Raw genomic sequence first — 19,973 nt, 5'->3', positions numbered from 1 at the left:
CCCTAGTCCCAGAGTCCCTGGATCCGCATGACGCCCGCGGCCAGGCACATCAGGGATCCGATACCGAGCAGCACGATGACGCCCTTGGGCATGCCCTGCTTCGAGAAGGAGTAGACCCCGCCGGCCAGGAAGAGGCCGACCAGGATCAGGATGGTGTTCAGGCCGGTCACAGCGCGCCCTTCGTGGAGGGGAGGATGCCGGCCGCGCGCGGGTCGTGCTCGCTCGCGTAGCGCAGGGCCCGGGCGAGCGCCTTGAACTGGCACTCCACGATGTGGTGGGCGTTGCGCCCGTACGGGACGTGGACGTGCAGGGCGATCTGCGCCTGGGCGACGAAGGACTCCAGGATGTGCCGGGTCATCGTCGTGTCGTACTCGCCGATCATCGGCGCCATGTTCTCGGGCTCGGTGTGCACCAGGTACGGGCGGCCGGAGAGGTCGACGGTGACCTGGGCGAGCGACTCGTCCAGCGGGACGGTGCAGTTGCCGAAGCGGTAGATGCCGACCTTGTCGCCGAGTGCCTGCCTGAAGGCGGCGCCGAGCGCGAGCGCGGTGTCCTCGATGGTGTGGTGCGAGTCGATGTGCAGGTCGCCGTCGGTCTTGACCGTGAGATCGAAGAGTCCGTGCCGGCCGAGCTGGTCGAGCATGTGGTCGTAGAAACCGACCCCGGTCGCGACATCGACCTTGCCGCTGCCGTCGAGGTTGATCTCGACGAGCACGGAGGTTTCCTTGGTGGTCCGCTCCACTCTTCCTACGCGGGCCTCGCGAGTCATGCGTCGTGCTCCTTCTTCAGTTCGCGTACCGCATCGAGGAACGCGTCGTTCTCTGCCGGGGTCCCCGCGGAGACCCGCAGCCATCCCGGTACGCCGTTGTCCCGGACCAGGACGCCCCGGTCGAGGATGTACCGCCAGGCGGTGTGGCTGTCGGCGAAGCGGCCGAACTGGACGAAGTTGGCGTCCGATTCGGTGACGTCGAAGCCGAGGGTGCGCAGCTCGGTGACGATCCGGTCGCGTTCGTCCTTGAGCTGCGCGACGTATCCGAGGAGCGTATCGGTGTGCTCCAGGGCGGCGAGCGCGGTGGCCTGGGTGACGGAGGACAGGTGGTACGGGAGTCGCACCAGCTGGACGGCGTCCACGACGGCCGGGTCCGCGGCGAGGTAGCCGAGGCGCAGCCCGGCGGCGCCGAACGCCTTGGACATGGTGCGCGAGAGCACCAGGTGCGGGCGGTCCTCGATGAGCGGGAGCAGCGAGGCGTGGTGGCTGAACTCGCCGTACGCCTCGTCGACCACGACCATGGACGGCTTCGCGGCCTGCGCGGCCTCGTACAGCGCGAGGACGGTGCCGGCGTCGACGGCGGTGCCGGTGGGGTTGTTGGGTGAGGTGATGAAGACGACGTCGGGGCGGTGCTCGGCGATGACCGCGCGGGCCGCGTCGACGTCGATGGTGAAGTCCTCGTTGCGCGGGCCTGAGATCCACCCCGTTCCGGTGCCGCGGGCGATGAGGGCGTGCATCGAGTACGAGGGCTCGAAACCGATCGCGGTGCGTCCGGGGCCGCCGAAGGTCTGCAGCAGCTGCTGGAGCACTTCGTTGGAGCCGTTGGCTGCCCACACGTTGGCCGCTCCGACCTCGTGGCCGGCGGTGCGGGTGAGGTAGCGGGCCAGCTCGGTGCGGAGCTCGACGGCGTCCCGGTCGGGGTAGCGGTTGAGGTCGCGGGCCGCCTCGCGGACCCGTTCGGCGATCCGGTCGACCAGCGCCTCGGGGAGCGGGTACGGGTTCTCGTTGGTGTTCAGCCGGACCGGTACGTCGAGCTGGGGAGCCCCGTACGGGGACTGGCCGCGCAGTTCGTCCCGGATGGGGAGGTCGTCCCAGGCGTTGTGCGTGGCGCCGGCGTTCGTGGTGCTGTCGTTCACTGCTGCGGAACCTTCCAGCCGAACCTGGCCTTGAGGGCGGCGCCGTGGGCGGGGAGGTCCTCCGCCTCGGCGAGGGTCACGACGTGGTGGGTGACCTCGGCGAGCGCGTCGCGGGTGTAGTCGACGATGTGGATGCCGCGCAGGAAGGACTGCACGGACAGGCCCGAGGAGTGGCAGGCGCAGCCGCCGGTGGGCAGCACGTGGTTGGAGCCGGCGCAGTAGTCGCCGAGCGAGACGGGCGACCAGGGGCCGACGAAGACCGCTCCGGCGTTGCGGACCCGGGCGGCGACGGCGGCGGCGTCCGCGGTCTGGATCTCCAGGTGCTCGGCGGCGTACGCGTCGACGACCTTGAGCCCGTCCTCCAGGTCGTTGACCAGGACGATCGCGGACTGGCGGCCGGCGAGCGCGGGCTCGATCCGGTCGGTGACGTGCTTGGTGGCGGCGACCTGCGGCTTCAGCTCGGCCTCGGTTGCGGCGGCGAGCTCCTCGGAGTCCGTCACGAGCACGGCGGCGGCCATCGGGTCGTGCTCGGCCTGGCTGATCAGGTCGGCCGCGACGTGCACCGGGTCGGCGGTGGCGTCGGCGAGGATCGCGATCTCGGTGGGGCCTGCCTCGGCGTCGATGCCGATGCGGCCCTTGAGGAGGCGCTTGGCGGCGGCGACGTAGATGTTGCCGGGGCCGGTGACGAGGTTCACCGGCAGGCAGTCCTCGGTGCCGTACGCGAACATCGCGACGGCCTGGGAGCCGCCGGCGGCGTACACCTCGTCCACACCGAGCAGGGCGCACGCGGCCAGGATCGTGGGGTGCGGCAGACCGCCGAACTCCTTCTGCGGCGGGGAGGCGACGGCGATGCCCTCGACTCCCGCCTCCTGGGCCGGTACGACGTTCATCACGACGGACGACGGGTAGACCGAACGCCCGCCCGGCACGTAGAGCCCGACGCGCTCGACGGGCACCCACTTCTCGGTGACGGTGCCACCGGGGACGACCTGGGTGGTGTGGGTGGTGCGGCGCTGCTCCCGGTGGACGAGGCGGGCGCGGCGGATCGACTCCTCCAGGGCGGCGCGCACGGCGGGATCGAGCCCCTCCAGCGCCGAGGTGACGGCCTCGGCCGGGACCCGGATCGAGCCGATCCGTACGCCGTCGAGCTTCTCCCCCCAGTCGATCACTGCCGCGGAGCCACGATGGCGTACGTCCTCGCAGATGGGCCGCACCGTCTCCAGGGCGGCTTCCACGTCGAACTCGGCACGGGGCAGCAGGTCGCGCAGGGCGCCGCCCTCGGGGAGGGCATCGCCGCGCAGATCGATTCGAGAGATCACACCGCAATTCTCTCAGACCGCCCCAGCCGTCCGGACGCCCGTATCACTGGCTGATACATGCCCACGCTGTCACGGCTGACTATTAGCGTTCATTCGGTCACTCAGAGGGAATAACGGGATTACTGCTCCGAGTGGAAGGGGCGTCGGTGACCGAACCGCACGACGGGGATTTCCCGGACGGCCTCAGCGCAGCCGAGCTGGGCATGTGGCAGTCCTTCAAGAACGGGACCACCTACGACCTACGCGTCCGCGACGCGGCGCGCAACGATCCGTTCGCCCCGCTCGACTGGGGCGTCGAACGCAGCGTGGACGCCCGGGTCGTGGCCCGGCTGCTGCTGAGCGGTCCACGGGCCAGGCCCGGCCGGGTGGCCGCACTGAAGCTCCGCGGTCTGCGGATCACCGGGAAGCTGGATCTCGCGGGCGGCCGCGTCGATCCGTACGTGGAACTGACCGGCTGCCGCTTCGAACAGGAAGTGGTGCTGCCCGAGTGCCACTTCACGACACTGCGGATGGTCGGGTGCGCGATCCCCCGGCTGGACGCGGCCCGGCTGCACACCGAGGGCGACCTCCATCTGCCGCGCTGCCGGGTCGAGCGGGGCATCCGGCTGACGGACGCCCAGATCGGCACGGATCTGCTGATCAACCAGATCGAGGTCGGCCCCGACCGGCAGGGCCGGGCCTTCATCGGCGACGGACTCACGGTCGCCCAGGACCTGCAGGCCGAGATGATCGAGACGCTCGGCGAGCTGAGCCTGCGCGGCGCGACGGTCGGCGGTTCGCTGAGCCTGCGCGGCAGCCGGCTCCGCGCCACGCAGGGGCTGCGCGCGCTGAACGCCCCGCAGCTGAGCGTGGAGCGGACGCTGTACATGAGCGAGGCATGGGTCAGCGTGGACACCGGGAACCAGGGCAACACTCCCCCGTTCGGCATCGTCACGTCCCCGACCCCGGCCCACGGCACCCGCGCGCAGGTCTTCCGCTGCCGGGGCGGGGTGCGGCTGGACGACGGGCGGTTCGGGGACGCGGTCGACCTGCACAAGGCGGTCTTCGTGCTCGTCGGCCACGAGGAGCTGTCGCTGCGGCGGATCGTCGCGCCGGAGCTGAGGTTCAACCCGGAGCGCCCGGCCCAGGGCCGGGTGGTGCTGAACGGGGCGAAGGTCGTCACGCTGATCGACGTGTCCTCCAGCTGGCCGGGTCCGGGCGGTCTGGCGATGGGCGGGTTCGTGTACGAGAACCTCGTCCCGTACGGGCACTTCCCGCTCTCCCGGCGCCTGGAATGGGTGGCGGCGGCGACCCCCGAGTACGTGCCGGAGCCCTACGAACGCCTCGCCACCGTGCTCCGCAGCAGCGGCGAGGACGCGGACGCCCGCGAGGTACTGCTCGCCAAGCAGCGGCGGCGCCGCGAGACGCTGCCACCCGCCGCGAAGCTCTGGGGGTACCTCCAGGACTGGACGGTGGCTTACGGCTACCGGCCGGGGCGGGCCGCGGTGTGGATGGCGGTGCTGTGGGCGGCCGGGGCCGTGGCCTTCTCCCGGTACCAGCCGGCCGCGATCAAGGGGAGCGAGCACCCGGAGTGGAACCCCTCCCTGTACGCGCTGGATCTGCTGGTGCCGGTGATCAATCTCGGCCAGGACGGCTACTGGCTGATGGAGGGCGGCTGGCAGTGGGTGGCGGCCGTTCTGATCCTGCTGGGTTGGATACTGGCCACCACCGTCGCGGCCGGCGCCTCCAGACTGCTGCGCCGCAGCTGACCGCGGACCACACCCCGGGCGGTGCCGCACCCCCTTCCGCCCTGTCCCCGACAGGGCGGAACGGCATCCGAGGACGCCGTCCTCCCTCCGGGCACACCAGTCGGCCACTACCCCGGGAACGACAGGAACAGGCCAGAATCGACGCTTTCCTTTACTCTTTCTTGGCCGACCCCAGGGCAACTCCTCCACTCGGCACCAAAGTTTCACAGCGCTCCTCTGGCGCCGCCCCGACCAGCGCTTTTCAATGGTCCGCACCATGCCTTTCCTCCGCGCTCTGCTCCGTACCGCGCGCATGATCCGGCACACCCCGGAGCTGTCCGCCGGGTTGCCCTCGGACCATGCGGTGATGCTCGACGCCCCCGACGAGCGGCTCTCACCCGCGCTGGTCGCCGCCGCGCTCGGGGAGTACGAACCCGCGGCGAAGCTGCTGGCCACCACCCGGGACGCGGCCGAGTGGGAGAGCCGGGACCGCTATCTGCGGCGGCTCGTGGCCTTCGCCCGCAGCCGGGACGGCTGGCTGGGCGACTGGCTGGCCTCCTCCCCGCACGACCCGGACGCGCTGCTCGTCAAGGCCCAGCTCGCGCTGTTGCGCGCCTGGGAGTCACCGGCCCGCGCGGAACAGCTGCGCCAGGTGGGACCGATGATCACGGCCGCGGCGGAGTGCGATCCGCGTGACCCGGTGCCCTGGCGCCTCGCGCTCGACCACGCCCGCGGCACGCATGCCACGCACACCACGTTCGAGACGCTGTGGGAACAGGCCATACAGCGCTCCACGCACCACTACGGCTGCCATGTCGCCGCCCTCCAGTACCTCTCCGCCGCCTGGTACGGCTCGCACCGCGAGTGCTTCGACTTCGCCGAGCGGGCCGCCGAGGACTCGCTGCCCAGCTCCCTGGTGCAGGCGCTGCCCCTGCGGGCGGCCTTCGCCGTGCTGGCCGAGGGGCCGGACGCACGGACCACCTCGGTCCAGGAGGAACGCATCGACCGCGCGGCGGATCTGGCGATCTCGCTCTCCGTCACGTTCGCACCGGGCGACCCGTGGCCTGCCGAGTTCCGCAACCTGCTCGCCTACGTGCTGGTGGCGCGGGGCCGCTGGGACGAGGCGCTGGAACAGTTCCGGCAGATCGGACCCCACGCGGCCTCGTTCCCTTGGTCCTCGGCGTCCGACGATCCGCTCGGCCGGTTCCTCGACGCACGCGACGGCGCACGCCTCCAGGTGGCCTCTGTGACGCCCTTGCGACACCGGGCCGACCGTGGACGTGCCCGCGGCCATTACGCTTGACCGTTGTGACCACCGCTCGCCTGCCTCTGTTCCCGCTGAACGCGGTGCTTTTCCCCGGCCTCGTGCTGCCGCTGAACGTCTTCGAGGAGCGTTATCGCGCCATGATGCGCGAACTGCTGAAGACCGACGAGGACGAACCGCGCCGCTTCGCCGTGGTCGCCATCCGCGACGGCCGCGAGACCGCTCCGACGGCCGCCGGGATGCCGGACTCGGCGAGCGCTCCCGTCGAGCGCGGCCCCGCCGACGGCTTCGGCCCCGATCCCGTCCAGACGTTCCACCGGGTGGGCTGTATCGCCGACGCGGCGAAGATCCGGGAGCGGTCGGACGGCAGCTTCGAGGTCCTGGCGACCGGCACCACCCGGGTCCGGCTGCTCTCGGTGGACGCGAGCGGCCCCTATCTGACGGCCGAGCTCGAAGAGCTGGAGGAGGAGCAGGGCGAGGACGCGGGCGCGCTCGCGGAGGGCGTCCTGCGGGCCTTTCGCAGCTACCAGAAGCGGCTGGCGGGTGCGAGCGAACGCTCCCTCACCACCGGCGCCGACCTGCCCGACGAACCGTCCGTCATCTCCTACCTGGTCGCCGCGGCGGCCATGCTGGACACCCCCGCCAAGCAGCGGCTGCTCCAGGCCCCGGACACCGCGACCCGGCTCCGTGAGGAGCTGACCCTGCTGCGCTCCGAGACCGCCGTCATCCGGCACCTGCCGTCACTGCCCGCGACGGAGCTGACCCGCGCCCCGACCCACCCCAACTGAGCGACCGGAGGGCCACTCCCCCGTGGCGAAGAAGGCGAAGAAGCAGCACCAGTCGGGCGGCACCCCGGCAACGGTCGCGCTGACCGCGGCCGGCACGGCCTTCACGGTGCACGCCTACGAGCACGACCCGGCGTCGGCCTCCTACGGCGAGGAGGCGGCCGAGGCGCTGGGGGTCTCCCCCGACCGGGTGTTCAAGACCCTGGTGGCCGACGTGGACGGCCACCTCACCGTCGCGGTCGTCCCCGTCGCGGGCTCCCTGGATTTGAAGGCCCTGGCGTCGGCGGTGGGCGGCAAGCGGGCCACGATGGCGGACCCGGCGGCGGCGGAACGGACCACGGGCTACGTCCGCGGCGGCATCTCTCCGCTCGGCCAGCGCAAGCGGCTGCCCACGGTGCTGGACGCGTCGGCGCGGGAGCACCCGACGATCTGCGTCTCGGCGGGGCGCCGCGGCCTGGAGGTCGAGGTGTCCCCGGAGGATCTGGCGTCCCTGACGGGTGCGGTGTTCGCGGCGATCGGCCGGGGCTGAGCGGCGGGGCCGTCCCCCCGGCGAACCGGTTCCGCTCTCAACCACCGGACGGGCTGAATCCGCCCGGCACCGTCCAGCCGTCCGGCCACTCCCGGCCCGCCCCGCTGCTTTCTTCCAGCCCGTCCGGCGATTGAGGTCCGGGGCCCGGGGCGGAGCCCCGGTTTCGGGAAGGGGCGGGGAGGGGACGGCCCCGCGCGGCCGCCCCGCCCCCGCTACGACCCCGACGGCGGAGCGGGCGGCTCGGACGACGAAGGCGACGAGGACGGCTCGGACGACGAAGGCGGCTCGGACGACGAGGACGACTCGGGCGACGAGGACCGCTCAGACGGCGCAGGCGCAGGTCCGTACACAGGCGCATCCCCCGCCCCGTGGTAAACCCCCCACTCCGGCTCCGGATCCCGCGGCCCGAACACCGCCGTCAGCCCCAGATGCACGACCATCGCGGCCAACGACCAGGCCAGCAACGCCCCCTTCGCCCGGAGCTCCAGCGGCGCGTCGAAGATCACGCCCTTGCCGACCGCGCGCGCATGGGCGACCACGTCGTCGGTCGGTCCGAGCCGTGTCCCCAGCTGCCATGCGAGGAGCGAGCCGAGTACCCCGCCCACGGCGAGGCCCAGGACGAGCGGGACCCCGCCCCGCCGGTGGAAGACGAAGGCCAGCACCGCGGAGACCGCTCCGAACGCCAGCGCGAGCAGAGCAAACGTTCCGTCGGCCCCGATCGCCTCTTCGCCCTCGCTGTCACTGAGGAAGACGGCCGTGTTGTCGGAGACCAGCGGCACCCGGGGGGCCAGCCAGAGCCACAGCAGGCCGAGCGCGAGCCCGGCGACCGTCACGGCCGCGCAGACGATCGCGGCCCGGCGCAGTTCCGTACGGGAATCCTTCGCCTCGGGCGACTCCAGCAAGGTCCCGGTATGGGAGCCGCTGGGCCCGCCCCCCTTCTGCGGCGTCTGCCACGGGTCGTTGGGCGAGGGCTGGTGCGGCGGCGTCAGAGGTGCTGTCACCGTGCCATCGTGCCAGGCGTCCCTGTGCCGCGCCTCACCGGACCGCTGCCCTGCGGTAAGCCCAGGTCGCCACGGCCAGCGAGAGCACGCCCACGACAGCGCAGACGGCGAGGTCGAGGGCGACGACCGCCCAGTCCGGGTGGGCGTCGAAGGAACGGGAGAGCGCCTCGACGCCGTACGTGGAGGGCAGCAGGTCGCGCGCCCAGCCGATCGGTCCGGGCAGCCGGTCCGCCGGGAGCACGCCCAGCAGCAGCGCCGCGGACATGCCCAGCTGACCCAGCAGCGTGGCCAGCTCCTGCCTGGGCGCGAGCAGCCCGAGCGCGGCGCCGAGCCCGGAGAGCGCCGCCCCGGAGAGCGGGATGACGGCGACGAGTACCCACAGGTGGGTCAGCGGCAGCCCGAAGAGCACGCTGCCGGCCACGGCCGTGACGATCGTGCCGGGCACGGTGAAGGAGGCGTACGCCCCGGCCGCTCCGAGCACCACGGCGGCCGGCGGCACCGGCAGGGTGGCGTAGTGGTCGAGCCCCCCGCCGGCCCGCAGCTGCCCGAAGTACTGGGCCAGCAGGTTCAGCGCGACGAAGGCGACGACCAGGACGGCCGACCCGGCGACGACGGCCCGCGCCTCGGAGCCGCCGTCGACGACCCCGCGCATCAGGATCATGATCCCGACGGACTGGAAGGTCGCCACGAAGAGCAACGGGATCCGGGCGACCCGGGCCCGGGAGAGCTGGGCCCGGTAGACCGCCGCGAGCGAGGGGAAGAGCCGGGCCCGCGGTGCGAGCGGCGCGGGCCGGCCGTCGGCGCAGTCACCGCGTCCGACGCTGCCGGAAGGCTCCACGTGCGCTGACTTCCTGGGCTGGCCGGGCTGCCTCGACTGCCCGGACACCGCCTCCGCGGGAACGATGCTCGTCACCTGGCGCTGCTCCTCTTCGGTCCCTGCCCGGCCGCACGCCCGCACCGGTCCGCTTCGGCCGTGCCACTCGTCGCGCGCACCGCGCTCATGACTTCACCAGCCCCTTGGTCGCGCCCCCGCCGAGCGCCAGATAGACATCCTCGAGGCTGGGGGTCGCCAGGCTGAAGTCGTCGAGCGCGGCGAAGGCCGCGCCACCGGTCACCGCGGCGACAGCCGCACGCGCCTCGTCCGGCCCGAGCCGCAGCACCCAGCGGCGTCCGGACTCCTGGGCACAGGCCCGCAGCGCCGCGACCTCGGGCACGTCCAGCGGTGCCCGCTCGCGCCACACCAGCTCCACCCTGACCTCGCCCGCGACCCGGTCCTTGAGTCCGACCGGGGTGTCGCACGCGATGACCTTGCCTCGGTCGATGACGGCGACCCGGTCGAGGACGGTCTCGGCCTCGATCACGTTGTGGGTGACCAGCAGCACCGTCGCGCCGCGCTCGGCACGCCGCCGGTCGACGGCGGCCCAGACGGCACGCCGGGCGACGGGGTCCATGCCGGTCGTCGGCTCGTCGAGGATGAGCACCGGGCGTTCCCCGACCAGCGCGGCCGCGACGCACGCGAGACGCCGCTGTCCGCCGGAGAGCTTCTTCAGGGGACGGCCGGCGAGCTCGCCGAGGCCGAGTTCGTCGAGTACCGCGTCTCGTTCGGCGCGGGCCTGCCGGACCGGCAGTCCGCGCAGCCGTCCGGTGGTCTCGGCGGCCAGAGCCACCGTCAGTTCGTCGAGCGCGGTCGACTCCTGGCCGAGGTAGCCGATCAGCCGGGAGGCTCGCTCGGGATGGCGCACGAGGTCGTGGCCGAGCATGTCGACACTGCCGGAGTCGGGCCGCATCAGCCCGGTGAGCTGCCGTACGAGGGTGGATTTACCCGCGCCGTTGGGGCCGAGCAGCCCGAAGATCTCGCCGCGCCGGACGTCCAGGCTGATGCCGTCGGTGGCTCGCACCTCGGGGGTGGCGGGTGTGCCGCGCCGGCCCCGGGCGGCCGGGTAGGTCTTGACCAGGTCACGCACCGCGCACACAGTGCCGTTCGCCGTCTGCGCCTGTGCTGTGCCCGTACTCACGAGGTACGAGAGTACGGGGTCCGGGCGTCCTCATTACGCCCGGGGCCGCACCGATCGGACATCAACGCGGCGAACGCCGCCCGGGTTGACCGCCCCCGGTCCCGATGTGGCCTCAGCTCGCGGCCGGCCCCGGTTTCTCCGTGTGCCCCACCGGCGGGGCGTGCTTCTCGGGCAGCGGCGGGGCGTGCTCGGCGGCCGCCCGCACATCGATCTCGCGCCAGAATCCGGCCCGGATCGCGTAGCGGTCGTGCTCGTCGATCTGGTCGTCCTTGTGGGCGAGCAGCCCGAACCGGGCGGCGTAGCGCAGCAGCTCACCGTCGATGCGGTGCGGGATACGGGGGTACATGGTGGACAGCTTCTGGAGGTGAACAGTCTCCGGGAGCCGTTCCATCCAGCGCCGGGCGAAGACCTGTCCCACCTCGAACGGGTCGCCGCCGACCGTGGTGATGTCCTCCTCGCGGTCCGCCCAGCGCTGCTCGGCGCTGGTGAGCTGGGCGAGGGTGGGCAACGAGGCGGTCTCGGGCGGCTCGCCGAGCGGTCCGCCGCGCTCCACCCAGCCCCGGTCCGATGACCAGCGCAGGGTGGCGTTGGCGGGCGACGGCTGGGTGGGGTGCTGGGCGGGCTGGGTGCCCGGTCCGCGCAGGGTGCCAGCGAGGTCCTTCGGGGTCGGCACTCCCCGGCCCGGGTGGCTGTGCGGGGCGTGGGCGGTGCTCTCGTCGGACGGGGCGGCGGCCCCGTCACGAGCGGCCTCGGCCTGGGCCTCCGACGCCCGCTCGGCGGAGGCCGCGAGGGCCGCCTCCGGCAGCGGCGCGGAGAGGATCGCGGCGATCTCGGAGTTCCGCGCGGCGGGGGGCGGGGCGCACGGGCCGCCGGTCTCCTTGGCCCGGACCGCTCGGGTGATCCAGGCCCGGTCCAGCACCCGGCGCTCGTCGGCCTCGGCCACGAGGTCCTCGGACTGGTTGTAGTCGCCGTCGGCGGCCTGGACCGCCCAGAGGTGGACGGCGACGCCGTGTTCCTTGGCCGACATGAGGCCGGGCAGCAGATCGCCGTCGCCGGTCACCAGGACCACGTCCGAGCAGGCGCGGTTCCTCGCGAGCTCGGTGAGCTCGGCGTGCATCGCCGCGTCCACGCCCTTCTGCGCCCACCGCCCGTCACTGCGGGTGAGGGCCCCCAGCCGCACCGTCACCCGCGGCATGACGCGCAGTCTGCGGTGTTCGGGCTGGGGTACGCGGTCGGGGGCGCCGTCGAACCAGTAGATCCGCAGCAGCGGCTGTTCCGTATCGGCCTCCGCCCGTTCTCTGAGCCCCTGGATCAGGGCGGCATGGTCGACGGTGATGCGGGAACGGGCGGGCTCTCCGGCCAGCAGACTCGCGGCTGCGCCCAGCAAGTAGCCGGCGTCCACCAGGACGACGCAACGGTCCACGCGTTCCACCCTCTTCCAGGAATTCGGGAACGGGTTCAGCGGGTCCGGTCCTCGGAAGAAGGAGGGGGCCCGCTCACTCAGAGTTTCCTTCGAGTCTGCCCGACCACGCGGGGGTTAACGGCCGGAACTCGATCATCGGCGTGGCGGATCGGCAAAACGGCGCATCATACCCCCTCGCTACGCGCTGTAATGATCCAACATGCGATGTTTATCCGATTATGTGAATCTGACAGCGGTCCTGGCCCCGAGAGTCCCCATAGGAGGAAGACCATGGCCAAGAACAAGAACCGCAAGCAGGGCAGCCAGCAGGAACGCGCCACCGAGTCGGAGCGCGGTGCCCAGGAGGCACGGTCGACGGCCTTCGAGTCGCAGAACCAGCCCCAGGCACAGTCCCAGGGCAGCCCGTCGGATGTTGCGCGTAAGCACCAGCGGCGCTTCGGCCACAACTGACCGGACACCTCCGGTACGGCCGCAGGCCGATGACCGAGAGGGGCGCACCCGCTTTCGCGGGGCGCCCCTCTCGTGCGTGCGGACCGGCCCCGGCTCAGCCGGCCAGGCAGGCCGGGCCGAGCAGCACCTTCAGGTCCCCGAAGAGCGCCGGGTCGGCCTTCACCCGGTGCCGGTCGAGCCGGAGCACCGTGGTCTTGCGGGGGCCCTGGAGCCTGATCCGCACCTCGGTGTCGCCGCGGTGGCTGTTGAGCACCTCGCCGAGCCGGCTGACCATGGGCGGGGTGATCTTGACCGTGGGGATGGTCAGCACCACGGGGGCGTTGGTGCCCGCGTTGGAGATGTCGGGGACCTGCATCTCCATGGCGACGAGCCGGGGCACGTCCTCACGCTTGTCGAGGCGTCCCTTGACGAAGACGACGGTGTCCTCGACGAGCTGGGTGGAGACCAGCTGGTAGGTGGCGGGGAAGAACATGCACTCGATGGAGCCGGCCAGGTCCTCGACGGTGGCGATGGCCCAGGCGTTGCCCTGCTTGGTCATCTTGCGCTGGAGGCCGGAGATGATGCCGCCGATGGTGACGATCGCGCCGTCGCTGTGCTCGCCGCCGGTGAGCTGTGAGATCGCGGCGTCGGACTTGTCGCTCAGCACGTGCTCGATACCGAAGAGCGGGTGGTCGGAGACGTACAGCCCGAGCATTTCGCGCTCCTGGGCCAGCAGGTAGGACTTCTCCCACTCGATGTCGGAGAACTCCACGTCGAGCCCGAAGCCCGGCTCGTCGCTGTCCTCCTCACCGCCGCCGAAGAGGTCGAACTGTCCCTCGGCCTCCTTGCGCTTGACCTGCACCACGTTGTCGATCATCGGTTCGTGGTGTGCGACGAGCCCCTTGCGGGTGTGGCCCATCTCGTCGAAGGCACCGGCCTTGATGAGCGACTCCACGGTCCGCTTGTTGCAGACGACCGCCTCGACCTTGTCGAGGAAGTCGGGGAAGCTGCTGTACTTCCCCTTCGCCTTGCGGCACCGGATGATCGAGTCGACGACGTTCTGGCCGACGTTACGGACGGCCGTCAGTCCGAAGAGGATGACGTCGTCGCCCTGCGCGGCGAAGTTCGACTCGGACTCGTTGACGTTCGGCGGGAGCACCTTGATGCCCATGCGGCGGCACTCGTTGAGGTAGACCGCCGACTTGTCCTTGTCGTCCTTGACCGAGGTGAGCAGCGCGGCCATGTACTCGGCGGGGTAGTTCGCCTTGAGATAGGCGGTCCAGTAGGTGACGAGGCCGTACGCGGAGGAGTGCGCCTTGTTGAAGGCGTAGCCGGCGAAGGGGACCAGGACGTCCCACAGCGCCTTGATCGCCGCGTCGGAGAAGCCGTTCTTCTTGGCGCCCGCCTCGAAGAGGACGAAGTTCTTCGCCAGCTCGTCGGCCTTCTTCTTGCCCATCACTCGGCGCAGGATGTCGGCCTCGCCGAGCGAGTACCCGGCGACGATCTGGGCGGCCTTCTGGACCTGCTCCTGGTAGACGATCAGGCCGTAGGTGAGCCCGAGGACCTCCTTGAGGGGCTCCTCCAGCTCCGGGTGGATCGGGGTGATCTCCTGGCGGGCGTTCTTGCGCTCGGCGTAGTTCGTGTGCGAGTTCATTCCCATCGGGCCCGGCCGGTACAGGGCCGAGACGGCGGAAATGTCCTCGAAGTTGTCGGGCTGCATCTGGCGCAGCAGCGAACGCATGGGCCCGCCGTCGAACTGGAACACGCCGAGCGTGTCGCCGCGGCAGAGCAGCTCGTAGGTCTTGGGGTCGTCCAGCGGCAGGGCGAGCATCTCCAGGTCGATGCCCTTGTTGGCCTTCACCATCTTGATGGCGTCGTCCATGATCGTCAGGTTGCGCAGGCCCAGGAAGTCCATCTTCAGCAGGCCGAGCGACTCGCACTGCGGGTAGTCCCACTGTGTGATGGTGACGCCGTCGGTGTGCCGCACCCAGACCGGGGCGTGGTCGACGATGGGCTCGCTGGACATGATCACGCCTGCGGCGTGCACGCCCATCTGCCGGACGAGGCCCTCGACGCCCTTCGCGGTGTCGATGACCTTCTGGACGTCCGGCTCGTTCTCGTACATCCCCCGGATCTCGCCCGCCTCGCTGTAGCGCGGGTGCTTGGGGTCGGTGATGCCGCTGAGGTCGATGCCCTTGCCGAGGACGTCGGCGGGCATGGCCTTGGTGAGCCGGTCACCCATCGCGTACGGGTAGCCGAGGACGCGCGCGGAGTCCTTGATGGCGTTCTTGGCCTTGATCTTGCCGTAGGTGCCGATCATGGCGACCTTGTCGGCGCCGTACTTCTCGGTGACGTACCTGATCACCTCGACGCGCCTGCGCTCGTCGAAGTCGATGTCGACATCGGGCATGGAGACGCGCTCCGGGTTGAGGAAGCGCTCGAAGATCAGCCCGTGGGTGATCGGGTCGAGGTCGGTGATGCCCATGGCGTACGCGACGATCGAACCGGCGGCGGAGCCACGGCCGGGGCCGACGGCGATGCCGTTGTTCTTGGCCCACATGATGAAGTCGGCGACGACGAGGAAGTACCCCGGGAACCCCATCTGGATGATGATGTCCATCTCGTACTCGGCCTGCTTCTGCCGGTCCTCGGGAACGCCTCCGGGGTAGCGGCGGCCCATGCCGACCCGGACCTCCTCCTGGAACCAGGTGACCTCGGTGAAGCCCTCCGGGATCTCGAACTTCGGCATCAGGTCGCGCTTCTCGAACATCCCGGTGGTGTCGATCTGCTGCGCGACCAGCAGGGTGTTGGCGCAGCCCTGCTGCCAGGCGTCCGAGGAGTCGACGGCGTACATCTCGTCCGTCGTCTTCAGGTAGTAGCCGGTGCCGTCGAAGCGGAAGCGGTCCGGGTCGGAGAGGTTCTTGCCGGTCTGGATGCACAGGAGCGCGTCGTGGGCCGTCGCCTCGTTCGCGTACGTGTAGTGCGAGTCGTTCGTCACCAGCGGCGGGATGTCCAGCTTCTTGCCGATTTCGAGGAGGCCGTCACGGACCCGGCGCTCGATCTCGATGCCGTGGTCCATCAGCTCCAGGAAGTACTTGCCCTCGCCGAAGATGTCCTTGTAGTCGGAGGCCGCCTGCACGGCCTCGTCGAACTGTCCGAGCCGCAGCCTGGTCTGGACCTCGCCGGAGGGGCAGCCGGTGGAGGCGATCAGGCCCTCGGACCACTGGGAGATCGTCTCCTTGTCCATCCGCGGCCACTTCTGCAGCCAGCCCTCGGCGTAGGCGTCGGACGAGAGCTTGAAGAGGTTGTGCAGTCCCGTGCTGTTGGCCGCCCAGATCGTCTTGTGGGTGTAACCACCGGAACCTGAGACGTCGTCGCGCTTCTGGTGCGGCTGGCCCCACTGGATCTTGCGCTTGTGCTTGCGGGACTCGGGAGCGACGTAGGCCTCGATCCCGATGATCGGCGTCACACCCGCCTTCTCGGCCGAGTGGAAGAAGTCGTAGGCGCCGTGCAGGTTGCCGTGGTCGGTCATCGCGATGTGCGACATGCCCATCGTGTTCGCCGCCTCGAACATGTCCTTGAGCCGCGCGGCACCGTCCAGCAGCGAGTACTGGGTGTGGACGTGAAGGTGCGTGAAAGGCGGCTTGGTCACGGCGCTGTGCCTCCGGGAAAACGAGGATGACGGCTGGGGGTGTCCGGCCGATCAGGGCCGCGGGGGCCCGAGGGGGGACAGCGTGGAAGTCTACGTCTCCGAGGTGACGATCGGCGGGCACTCCCGGATACGGTCGCGCGTTGGAAGAGCTGGGGACACCCGTCCCATTTGTCATGTACGTAGTCACGCAGGCCAGGTACCAGGAGGCACCCAGAGATGTCGGAAACGCAGACCGGCGCAGCGCAGCGCGGGGAGCAGATCCTTGAGGTCTTCGACACCGCTTTCGGGGAGCTGCTGACCGCCGATCCGGCTGCCTTCCGGGTCAAGTTCCGCAAGATGGCGGGCTCGGCCTTCGCCTTCTACCGGGGCACGGCGTGCCTGTTCTACAGCGACCTGGAGCTGGAGCGGCACGGCGGCCCGTATCTCGACGAGCGCACCGGCAGGGTGTGGATCCACGGCGATCTCCACGCGGAGAATTTCGGCACGTACATGGACGCCGAAGGCCGGCTGGTCTTCAACGTGAACGACTTCGACGAGGCGTACGTCGGCCCGTTCACCTGGGACCTCAAGCGCTTCGCCGCCTCGGTCGCCCTGATCGGTTACGCGAAGGCGCTGGGCGACGACCAGATCACCGAGCTCGTCCGGATCTACGCGGCGGCCTACCGCGAGCGGATCCACGCGCTGGCGACGGGCGCGAAGAACGACGAGGTCCCGCCGTTCACCCTCGACACCGCCGATGGGCCGCTGCTGGGCGCCCTGCGCGCCGCCCGGTCGCTGACCCGGTTCTCGCTGCTCGACTCGATGACGGAGATCCGTGACTTCGAGCGCCGGTTCTCGGACGGCGGCGGGGCGATCGACCTGGACGCGGCGACGCGCTACAAGGTGCTCGCGGCCTTCGACGGCTATCTGGAGACGCTGCCGGATTCGAGCCTGACCCGCCCGGACTCCTACCGGGTGAAGGACGTCGTCGGCCGGCGCGGGATCGGAATCGGATCGGCCGGGCTGCCCTCGTACAACATCTTGCTCGAGGGCAACAGCGACGCCCTGGAGAACGATGTGGTGATCTACCTCAAGCAGGCGCAGACCCCGGCCGTCTCGCGGCACATCACGGACGCGGCCGTGCGGAGCTACTTCCAGCACGAGGGGCACCGCACGGTGATCTCGCAGCGCGCCCTGCAGGCGCACGCCGACCCGTGGCTGGGCTGGACCGAGCTGGACGGCTCCGGTCAGCTGGTCGCCGAGGTGTCGCCGTACGCGGTGGATCTGGACTGGTCCGACATCGACGAGCCCGACGAGATCGCGGCGGTCGTCGCCGACCTCGGCCGGGCGACGGCGACGATGCACTCCGCGGCGGACGACGAGAGCGGCCACTCACTGGTGCCGTTCTCCACCGAGCGGGCGATCGACGCGGCGATCGCGGCGGACGAGGAGGGCTTCGGGGAGCTGCTGGTGGACTTCGCCCACAGCTACGGGGCCCGGGCCCGGGCGGACCACCAGATCTTCGTCGACCTGTTCCGCAACGGCCGGATCCCGGGGCTGTAACCGCGAGGGGCGGTGGCTTTAGGAGTCGCTTACAGGTTCGCATGCGACACTCCTCGACGATGGACATATCCGGGACCCAGCTCAGAGTCGTACGCGCGGCGCTCTTCACAGCGCTCGTCGTGACGCTCTCCGCTGCGTCCCATGTGCTGCTCTCCCGGGTCCCGCTGCCGCTGCCCCTCGTCGCCGTACTGGCCGCCGGGGTCTTCGCCGTGGCGTACGCGCTGGCCGGCCGGGAGCGCGGCTTCGGGGCGATCGCCGGGCTGCTGGTACCGCTGGAGCTGGCCGCCGACACCGTCTTCACCACCGGTCAGCACCTCTGTTACGGCGCCGCGGGCGGCCCGATCGCCGGCCCGCTGCGTTCCGTGGGCGTCGACGTGTTCTGCGGCGGGGGCCACATCGGCTCGGGGGCTGCCCCGTTCGGCGCCGTCGGCGAGATGGGCACCCCGCTGGCCTCGGTGGCCGGCGGCGGGCACGGCGCCGCCGCGCTGCTGGCCTCCCCGGGCCCCCTGGTCCCGTGGCTGCTGCTGGCCGCCCATGTCACGGTCGGGCTGCTCGCCGCGGCCTGGCTGCACCGGGGCGAGCTGGCGCTCGGCGGTCTGCTGGGGGCCTTCGCGCTGCTGGCGTTCCGGCCGCTGCTGGTCGCCTTCGCGGTGGCGGGCACGGCCCGGTACCGCGTGCGCCGCCCGGCCCGGCCCGCACCCCGTGGCCCCCACGCGCACGCACCCGCCCGCCTCCTCGTGCACTCCGTGGGACGGAGGGGACCGCCGCGCTCGGCCTGTGCCACCGCCTGAGCGGACGAACCCCCTCACGTACGACCACACACCCCACGGAGAACCGAACCATGAGCAAGCGCAACAGCCAGGCCAACAAGTCCGCCGCCCGCGAGCGCCTGCGCGCCGAGCGCGAGCGCCAGGCCAAGAAGGACAAGACCCGCCGCCAGGTCATCGTCGGCGTCTCGATCGTCGGCGTCCTCGCGATCGCCGCGGTCGTCGGCTACGGCGTGATGCAGCTGAACAAGCCCGGCCACTGGGAGGACGTCGCCGACGCGAAGAACGTCACCGCGCCGAAGAACACCTCGGGCACGGACGGCACGACCGTCGTCGTCGGCAAGTCGACCGCCAAGAAGACCCTGGAGCTGTACGAGGACTCCCGCTGCCCGATCTGCGCCACGTTCGAGCAGACGGTCGGCGAGACGGTCCACAAGGACATCGACGCCGGCAAGTACAAGGTCAAGTACATCGGTGCCACGTTCATCGACAACAGCGACAACGGCGAGGGCTCGAAGAACGCGCTGAGCGCGCTGGGTGCCGCCCTCGACGTGAGCCCCGAGGCGTTCCTCGACTACAAGTACGCGCTCTACTCGGCGAAGTACCACCCCTCGGAGACCGAGGACAAGTTCAAGGACGACTCGTACCTGCTCAAGGTCGCCGACACGGTGAAGGCCCTGAAGGGCAACGCCGCGTTCCAGAAGAACGTCAAGGACGGCACCTTCGACAGCTGGGCGATGAAGATGTCCAAGGCCTTCGACAAGAGCGGCGTGCAGGGCACCCCGACGCTCAAGATGGACGGCAAGACGCTGACCGGCTCGGACAACAAGAACGCGCCCATGTCGGTGGAGGACTTCACCACCGCGATCACCGCGGCGCTGAAGGGCTGACCGGCCCCCGGTAACCACCCGCGAAGGGCCCCGCGCGACGTTCCGTGCGCGGGGCCCTTCGCGTGCTCCTCACGACGCGCTCCTCACGGCGGGCTCGTCACGACGTACCCGCCACGGCGGGCTCGTCACAGCGTGGCGAGGAAGCCGATCGCGACCTTCCAGGCCAGCTCGGCCGACGCCTGGTCGAAGTCCGGCAGCTCCGCGTCGGTGAACACGTGGCCCGCGCCCGGGTAGCGGTAGACCTCGACGTCGGCGCCGGTCCGCTGCATCTGGAGGTACCAGGAGCTCAGCCAGTCGTGCGTCTCGTACGGGTCCGGGTCCGCCACGTGCAGCTGTACGGGCAGCTCGTCCACCGAGGCGTTCTCCGCGATGTCCGATGTGCCGTGGAAGAGCAGCAGCCCGCGCGCCTTCGCGTCCCCGAGCGCCAGTGTCTGGGCGACCGACGCGCCGAGGGAGAACCCCGCGTAGACCAGCCCGGAGTCGGAGTAGGGCGCCGCGGCCAGCACGGCCCGCTTCAGCAGCTCCTCCTTGCCCGTCTCCTGCTGGAAGGCCAGTCCTTCCTCGACGGTTTCGAAGGTGTGCCCCGCGAAGAGATCGGGCACCCGCACCTCGTGCCCGGCTGCACGCAGCCGGTCGGCGGCCGCGTGCACCGCGGGGCGCAGACCGTACGTCGAGTGGAAAAGCATGATGTTCATGAGGCCCATGGTGCCAGTTACCGTCGAGAG

18 protein-coding genes are annotated in these 19,973 nt (G+C 70.9%); 8 read left to right on the top strand and 10 right to left on the bottom strand.

Translation table 11 applies throughout. From position 1 onward, the window contains the following. Nucleotides 1-2: 2 nt before the first annotated feature. The 4 genes from ACFVJX_RS06665 to hisD are packed head-to-tail and all read right to left on the bottom strand — an operon-like array spanning nucleotide 3 to nucleotide 3,224. Nucleotides 3-170 (bottom strand): hypothetical protein, encoded by a 168-nt coding sequence (locus ACFVJX_RS06665; RefSeq protein WP_384130425.1) that lies wholly within the window; start codon nucleotides 168-170, stop codon nucleotides 3-5. Further along, nucleotides 167-769 (bottom strand): imidazoleglycerol-phosphate dehydratase HisB, encoded by a 603-nt coding sequence (hisB, locus tag ACFVJX_RS06660; RefSeq protein ID WP_384130422.1) that lies wholly within the window; start codon nucleotides 767-769, stop codon nucleotides 167-169. The genes ACFVJX_RS06665 and hisB overlap by 4 nt, the downstream gene beginning before the upstream one ends. Further along, nucleotides 766-1,905, bottom strand: a complete 1,140-nt coding sequence (locus ACFVJX_RS06655) for a histidinol-phosphate transaminase (RefSeq protein WP_384130419.1) — start codon at nucleotides 1,903-1,905, stop codon at nucleotides 766-768. Before ACFVJX_RS06655 ends, hisB begins: the two co-directional genes overlap by 4 nt. Then, the gene (hisD, locus tag ACFVJX_RS06650) at nucleotides 1,902-3,224 is read right to left on the bottom strand and encodes a histidinol dehydrogenase (RefSeq protein WP_384130416.1); all 1,323 of its coding nucleotides are present in this window, start codon (nucleotides 3,222-3,224) and stop codon (nucleotides 1,902-1,904) included. The genes ACFVJX_RS06655 and hisD overlap by 4 nt, the downstream gene beginning before the upstream one ends. Before the next feature lie 146 nt (nucleotides 3,225-3,370). On the opposite strand from hisD, the gene ACFVJX_RS06645 reads away from it, so the two are divergent. The 4 genes from ACFVJX_RS06645 (at nucleotide 3,371) to ybaK (ending at nucleotide 7,529) form a co-directional block, all read left to right on the top strand. Continuing rightward, nucleotides 3,371-4,972 (top strand): oxidoreductase, encoded by a 1,602-nt coding sequence (locus tag ACFVJX_RS06645; protein WP_384130414.1) that lies wholly within the window; start codon nucleotides 3,371-3,373, stop codon nucleotides 4,970-4,972. Nucleotides 4,973-5,216: 244 nt separating this feature from the next. Then, nucleotides 5,217-6,254, top strand: coding sequence for a hypothetical protein (locus tag ACFVJX_RS06640; RefSeq protein WP_384130411.1), 1,038 nt, complete (start codon nucleotides 5,217-5,219; stop codon nucleotides 6,252-6,254). Nucleotides 6,255-6,259: 5 nt separating this feature from the next. Next, nucleotides 6,260-7,003, top strand: a complete 744-nt coding sequence (locus ACFVJX_RS06635; RefSeq protein ID WP_384130409.1) for an LON peptidase substrate-binding domain-containing protein — start codon at nucleotides 6,260-6,262, stop codon at nucleotides 7,001-7,003. Nucleotides 7,004-7,025: 22 nt separating this feature from the next. After that, nucleotides 7,026-7,529 (top strand): Cys-tRNA(Pro) deacylase, encoded by a 504-nt coding sequence (gene ybaK, locus ACFVJX_RS06630; RefSeq protein WP_384130406.1) that lies wholly within the window; start codon nucleotides 7,026-7,028, stop codon nucleotides 7,527-7,529. Between the two features lie 212 nt (nucleotides 7,530-7,741). Here ybaK and ACFVJX_RS06625 read toward each other — a convergent pair whose 3' ends face one another. The 4 genes from ACFVJX_RS06625 to ACFVJX_RS06610 form a co-directional block, all read right to left on the bottom strand. Next, nucleotides 7,742-8,530, bottom strand: coding sequence for an ABC transporter permease (locus ACFVJX_RS06625; protein WP_384130403.1), 789 nt, complete (start codon nucleotides 8,528-8,530; stop codon nucleotides 7,742-7,744). Nucleotides 8,531-8,564: 34 nt separating this feature from the next. Then, entirely contained in the window at nucleotides 8,565-9,368 is an 804-nt protein-coding gene (locus ACFVJX_RS06620; protein WP_384130524.1) for an ABC transporter permease, read from the bottom strand. A gap of 160 nt (nucleotides 9,369-9,528) precedes the next feature. After that, nucleotides 9,529-10,503, bottom strand: a complete 975-nt coding sequence (locus ACFVJX_RS06615; RefSeq protein ID WP_384130522.1) for an ABC transporter ATP-binding protein — start codon at nucleotides 10,501-10,503, stop codon at nucleotides 9,529-9,531. Nucleotides 10,504-10,657: 154 nt separating this feature from the next. After that, nucleotides 10,658-11,977, bottom strand: a complete 1,320-nt coding sequence (locus ACFVJX_RS06610) for an NYN domain-containing protein (protein ID WP_384130401.1) — start codon at nucleotides 11,975-11,977, stop codon at nucleotides 10,658-10,660. A 261-nt stretch (nucleotides 11,978-12,238) separates the two neighbouring features. Here ACFVJX_RS06610 and ACFVJX_RS06605 point away from each other — a divergent pair, with 261 nt between their 5' ends. Continuing rightward, complete coding sequence (locus tag ACFVJX_RS06605) at nucleotides 12,239-12,418, top strand: hypothetical protein (RefSeq protein WP_384130398.1); 180 nt, start codon at nucleotides 12,239-12,241, stop codon at nucleotides 12,416-12,418. Nucleotides 12,419-12,512: 94 nt separating this feature from the next. On the opposite strand, the gene dnaE is transcribed toward ACFVJX_RS06605, so the two are convergent. Next, nucleotides 12,513-16,049 carry a DNA polymerase III subunit alpha gene (gene dnaE, locus ACFVJX_RS06600; RefSeq protein ID WP_384130396.1) on the bottom strand — a complete coding sequence of 1,179 codons (3,537 nt, stop codon included), beginning with the start codon at nucleotides 16,047-16,049 and terminating at the stop codon, nucleotides 12,513-12,515. A gap of 216 nt (nucleotides 16,050-16,265) precedes the next feature. Between dnaE and ACFVJX_RS06595 the strand changes: the two genes are divergently transcribed. From ACFVJX_RS06595 to ACFVJX_RS06585, 3 genes are read left to right on the top strand one after another with little or no spacing between them, the layout of a single operon-like run. Continuing rightward, the gene (locus ACFVJX_RS06595; protein WP_384130393.1) at nucleotides 16,266-17,591 is read left to right on the top strand and encodes a DUF2252 domain-containing protein; all 1,326 of its coding nucleotides are present in this window, start codon (nucleotides 16,266-16,268) and stop codon (nucleotides 17,589-17,591) included. A 59-nt stretch (nucleotides 17,592-17,650) separates the two neighbouring features. Further along, nucleotides 17,651-18,382, top strand: a complete 732-nt coding sequence (locus ACFVJX_RS06590) for a hypothetical protein (RefSeq protein ID WP_384130390.1) — start codon at nucleotides 17,651-17,653, stop codon at nucleotides 18,380-18,382. Between the two features lie 50 nt (nucleotides 18,383-18,432). Next, entirely contained in the window at nucleotides 18,433-19,248 is an 816-nt protein-coding gene (locus ACFVJX_RS06585) for a DsbA family protein (protein WP_384130387.1), read from the top strand. Between the two features lie 125 nt (nucleotides 19,249-19,373). Here the strand turns inward: ACFVJX_RS06585 and ACFVJX_RS06580 are convergent, their stop codons facing one another. Next, nucleotides 19,374-19,952 carry a dienelactone hydrolase family protein gene (locus ACFVJX_RS06580; protein WP_384130384.1) on the bottom strand — a complete coding sequence of 193 codons (579 nt, stop codon included), beginning with the start codon at nucleotides 19,950-19,952 and terminating at the stop codon, nucleotides 19,374-19,376. Between the last annotated feature and the right edge of the window lie 21 nt (nucleotides 19,953-19,973).

The sequence above is a fragment of the Streptomyces sp. NPDC127177 genome (genome assembly GCF_042672475.1).
GTDB lineage: Bacteria > Actinomycetota > Actinomycetes > Streptomycetales > Streptomycetaceae > Streptomyces.
Note: the sequence above shows the minus strand (reverse complement) of the source record. Positions and strands in the feature narration are given on the sequence as shown.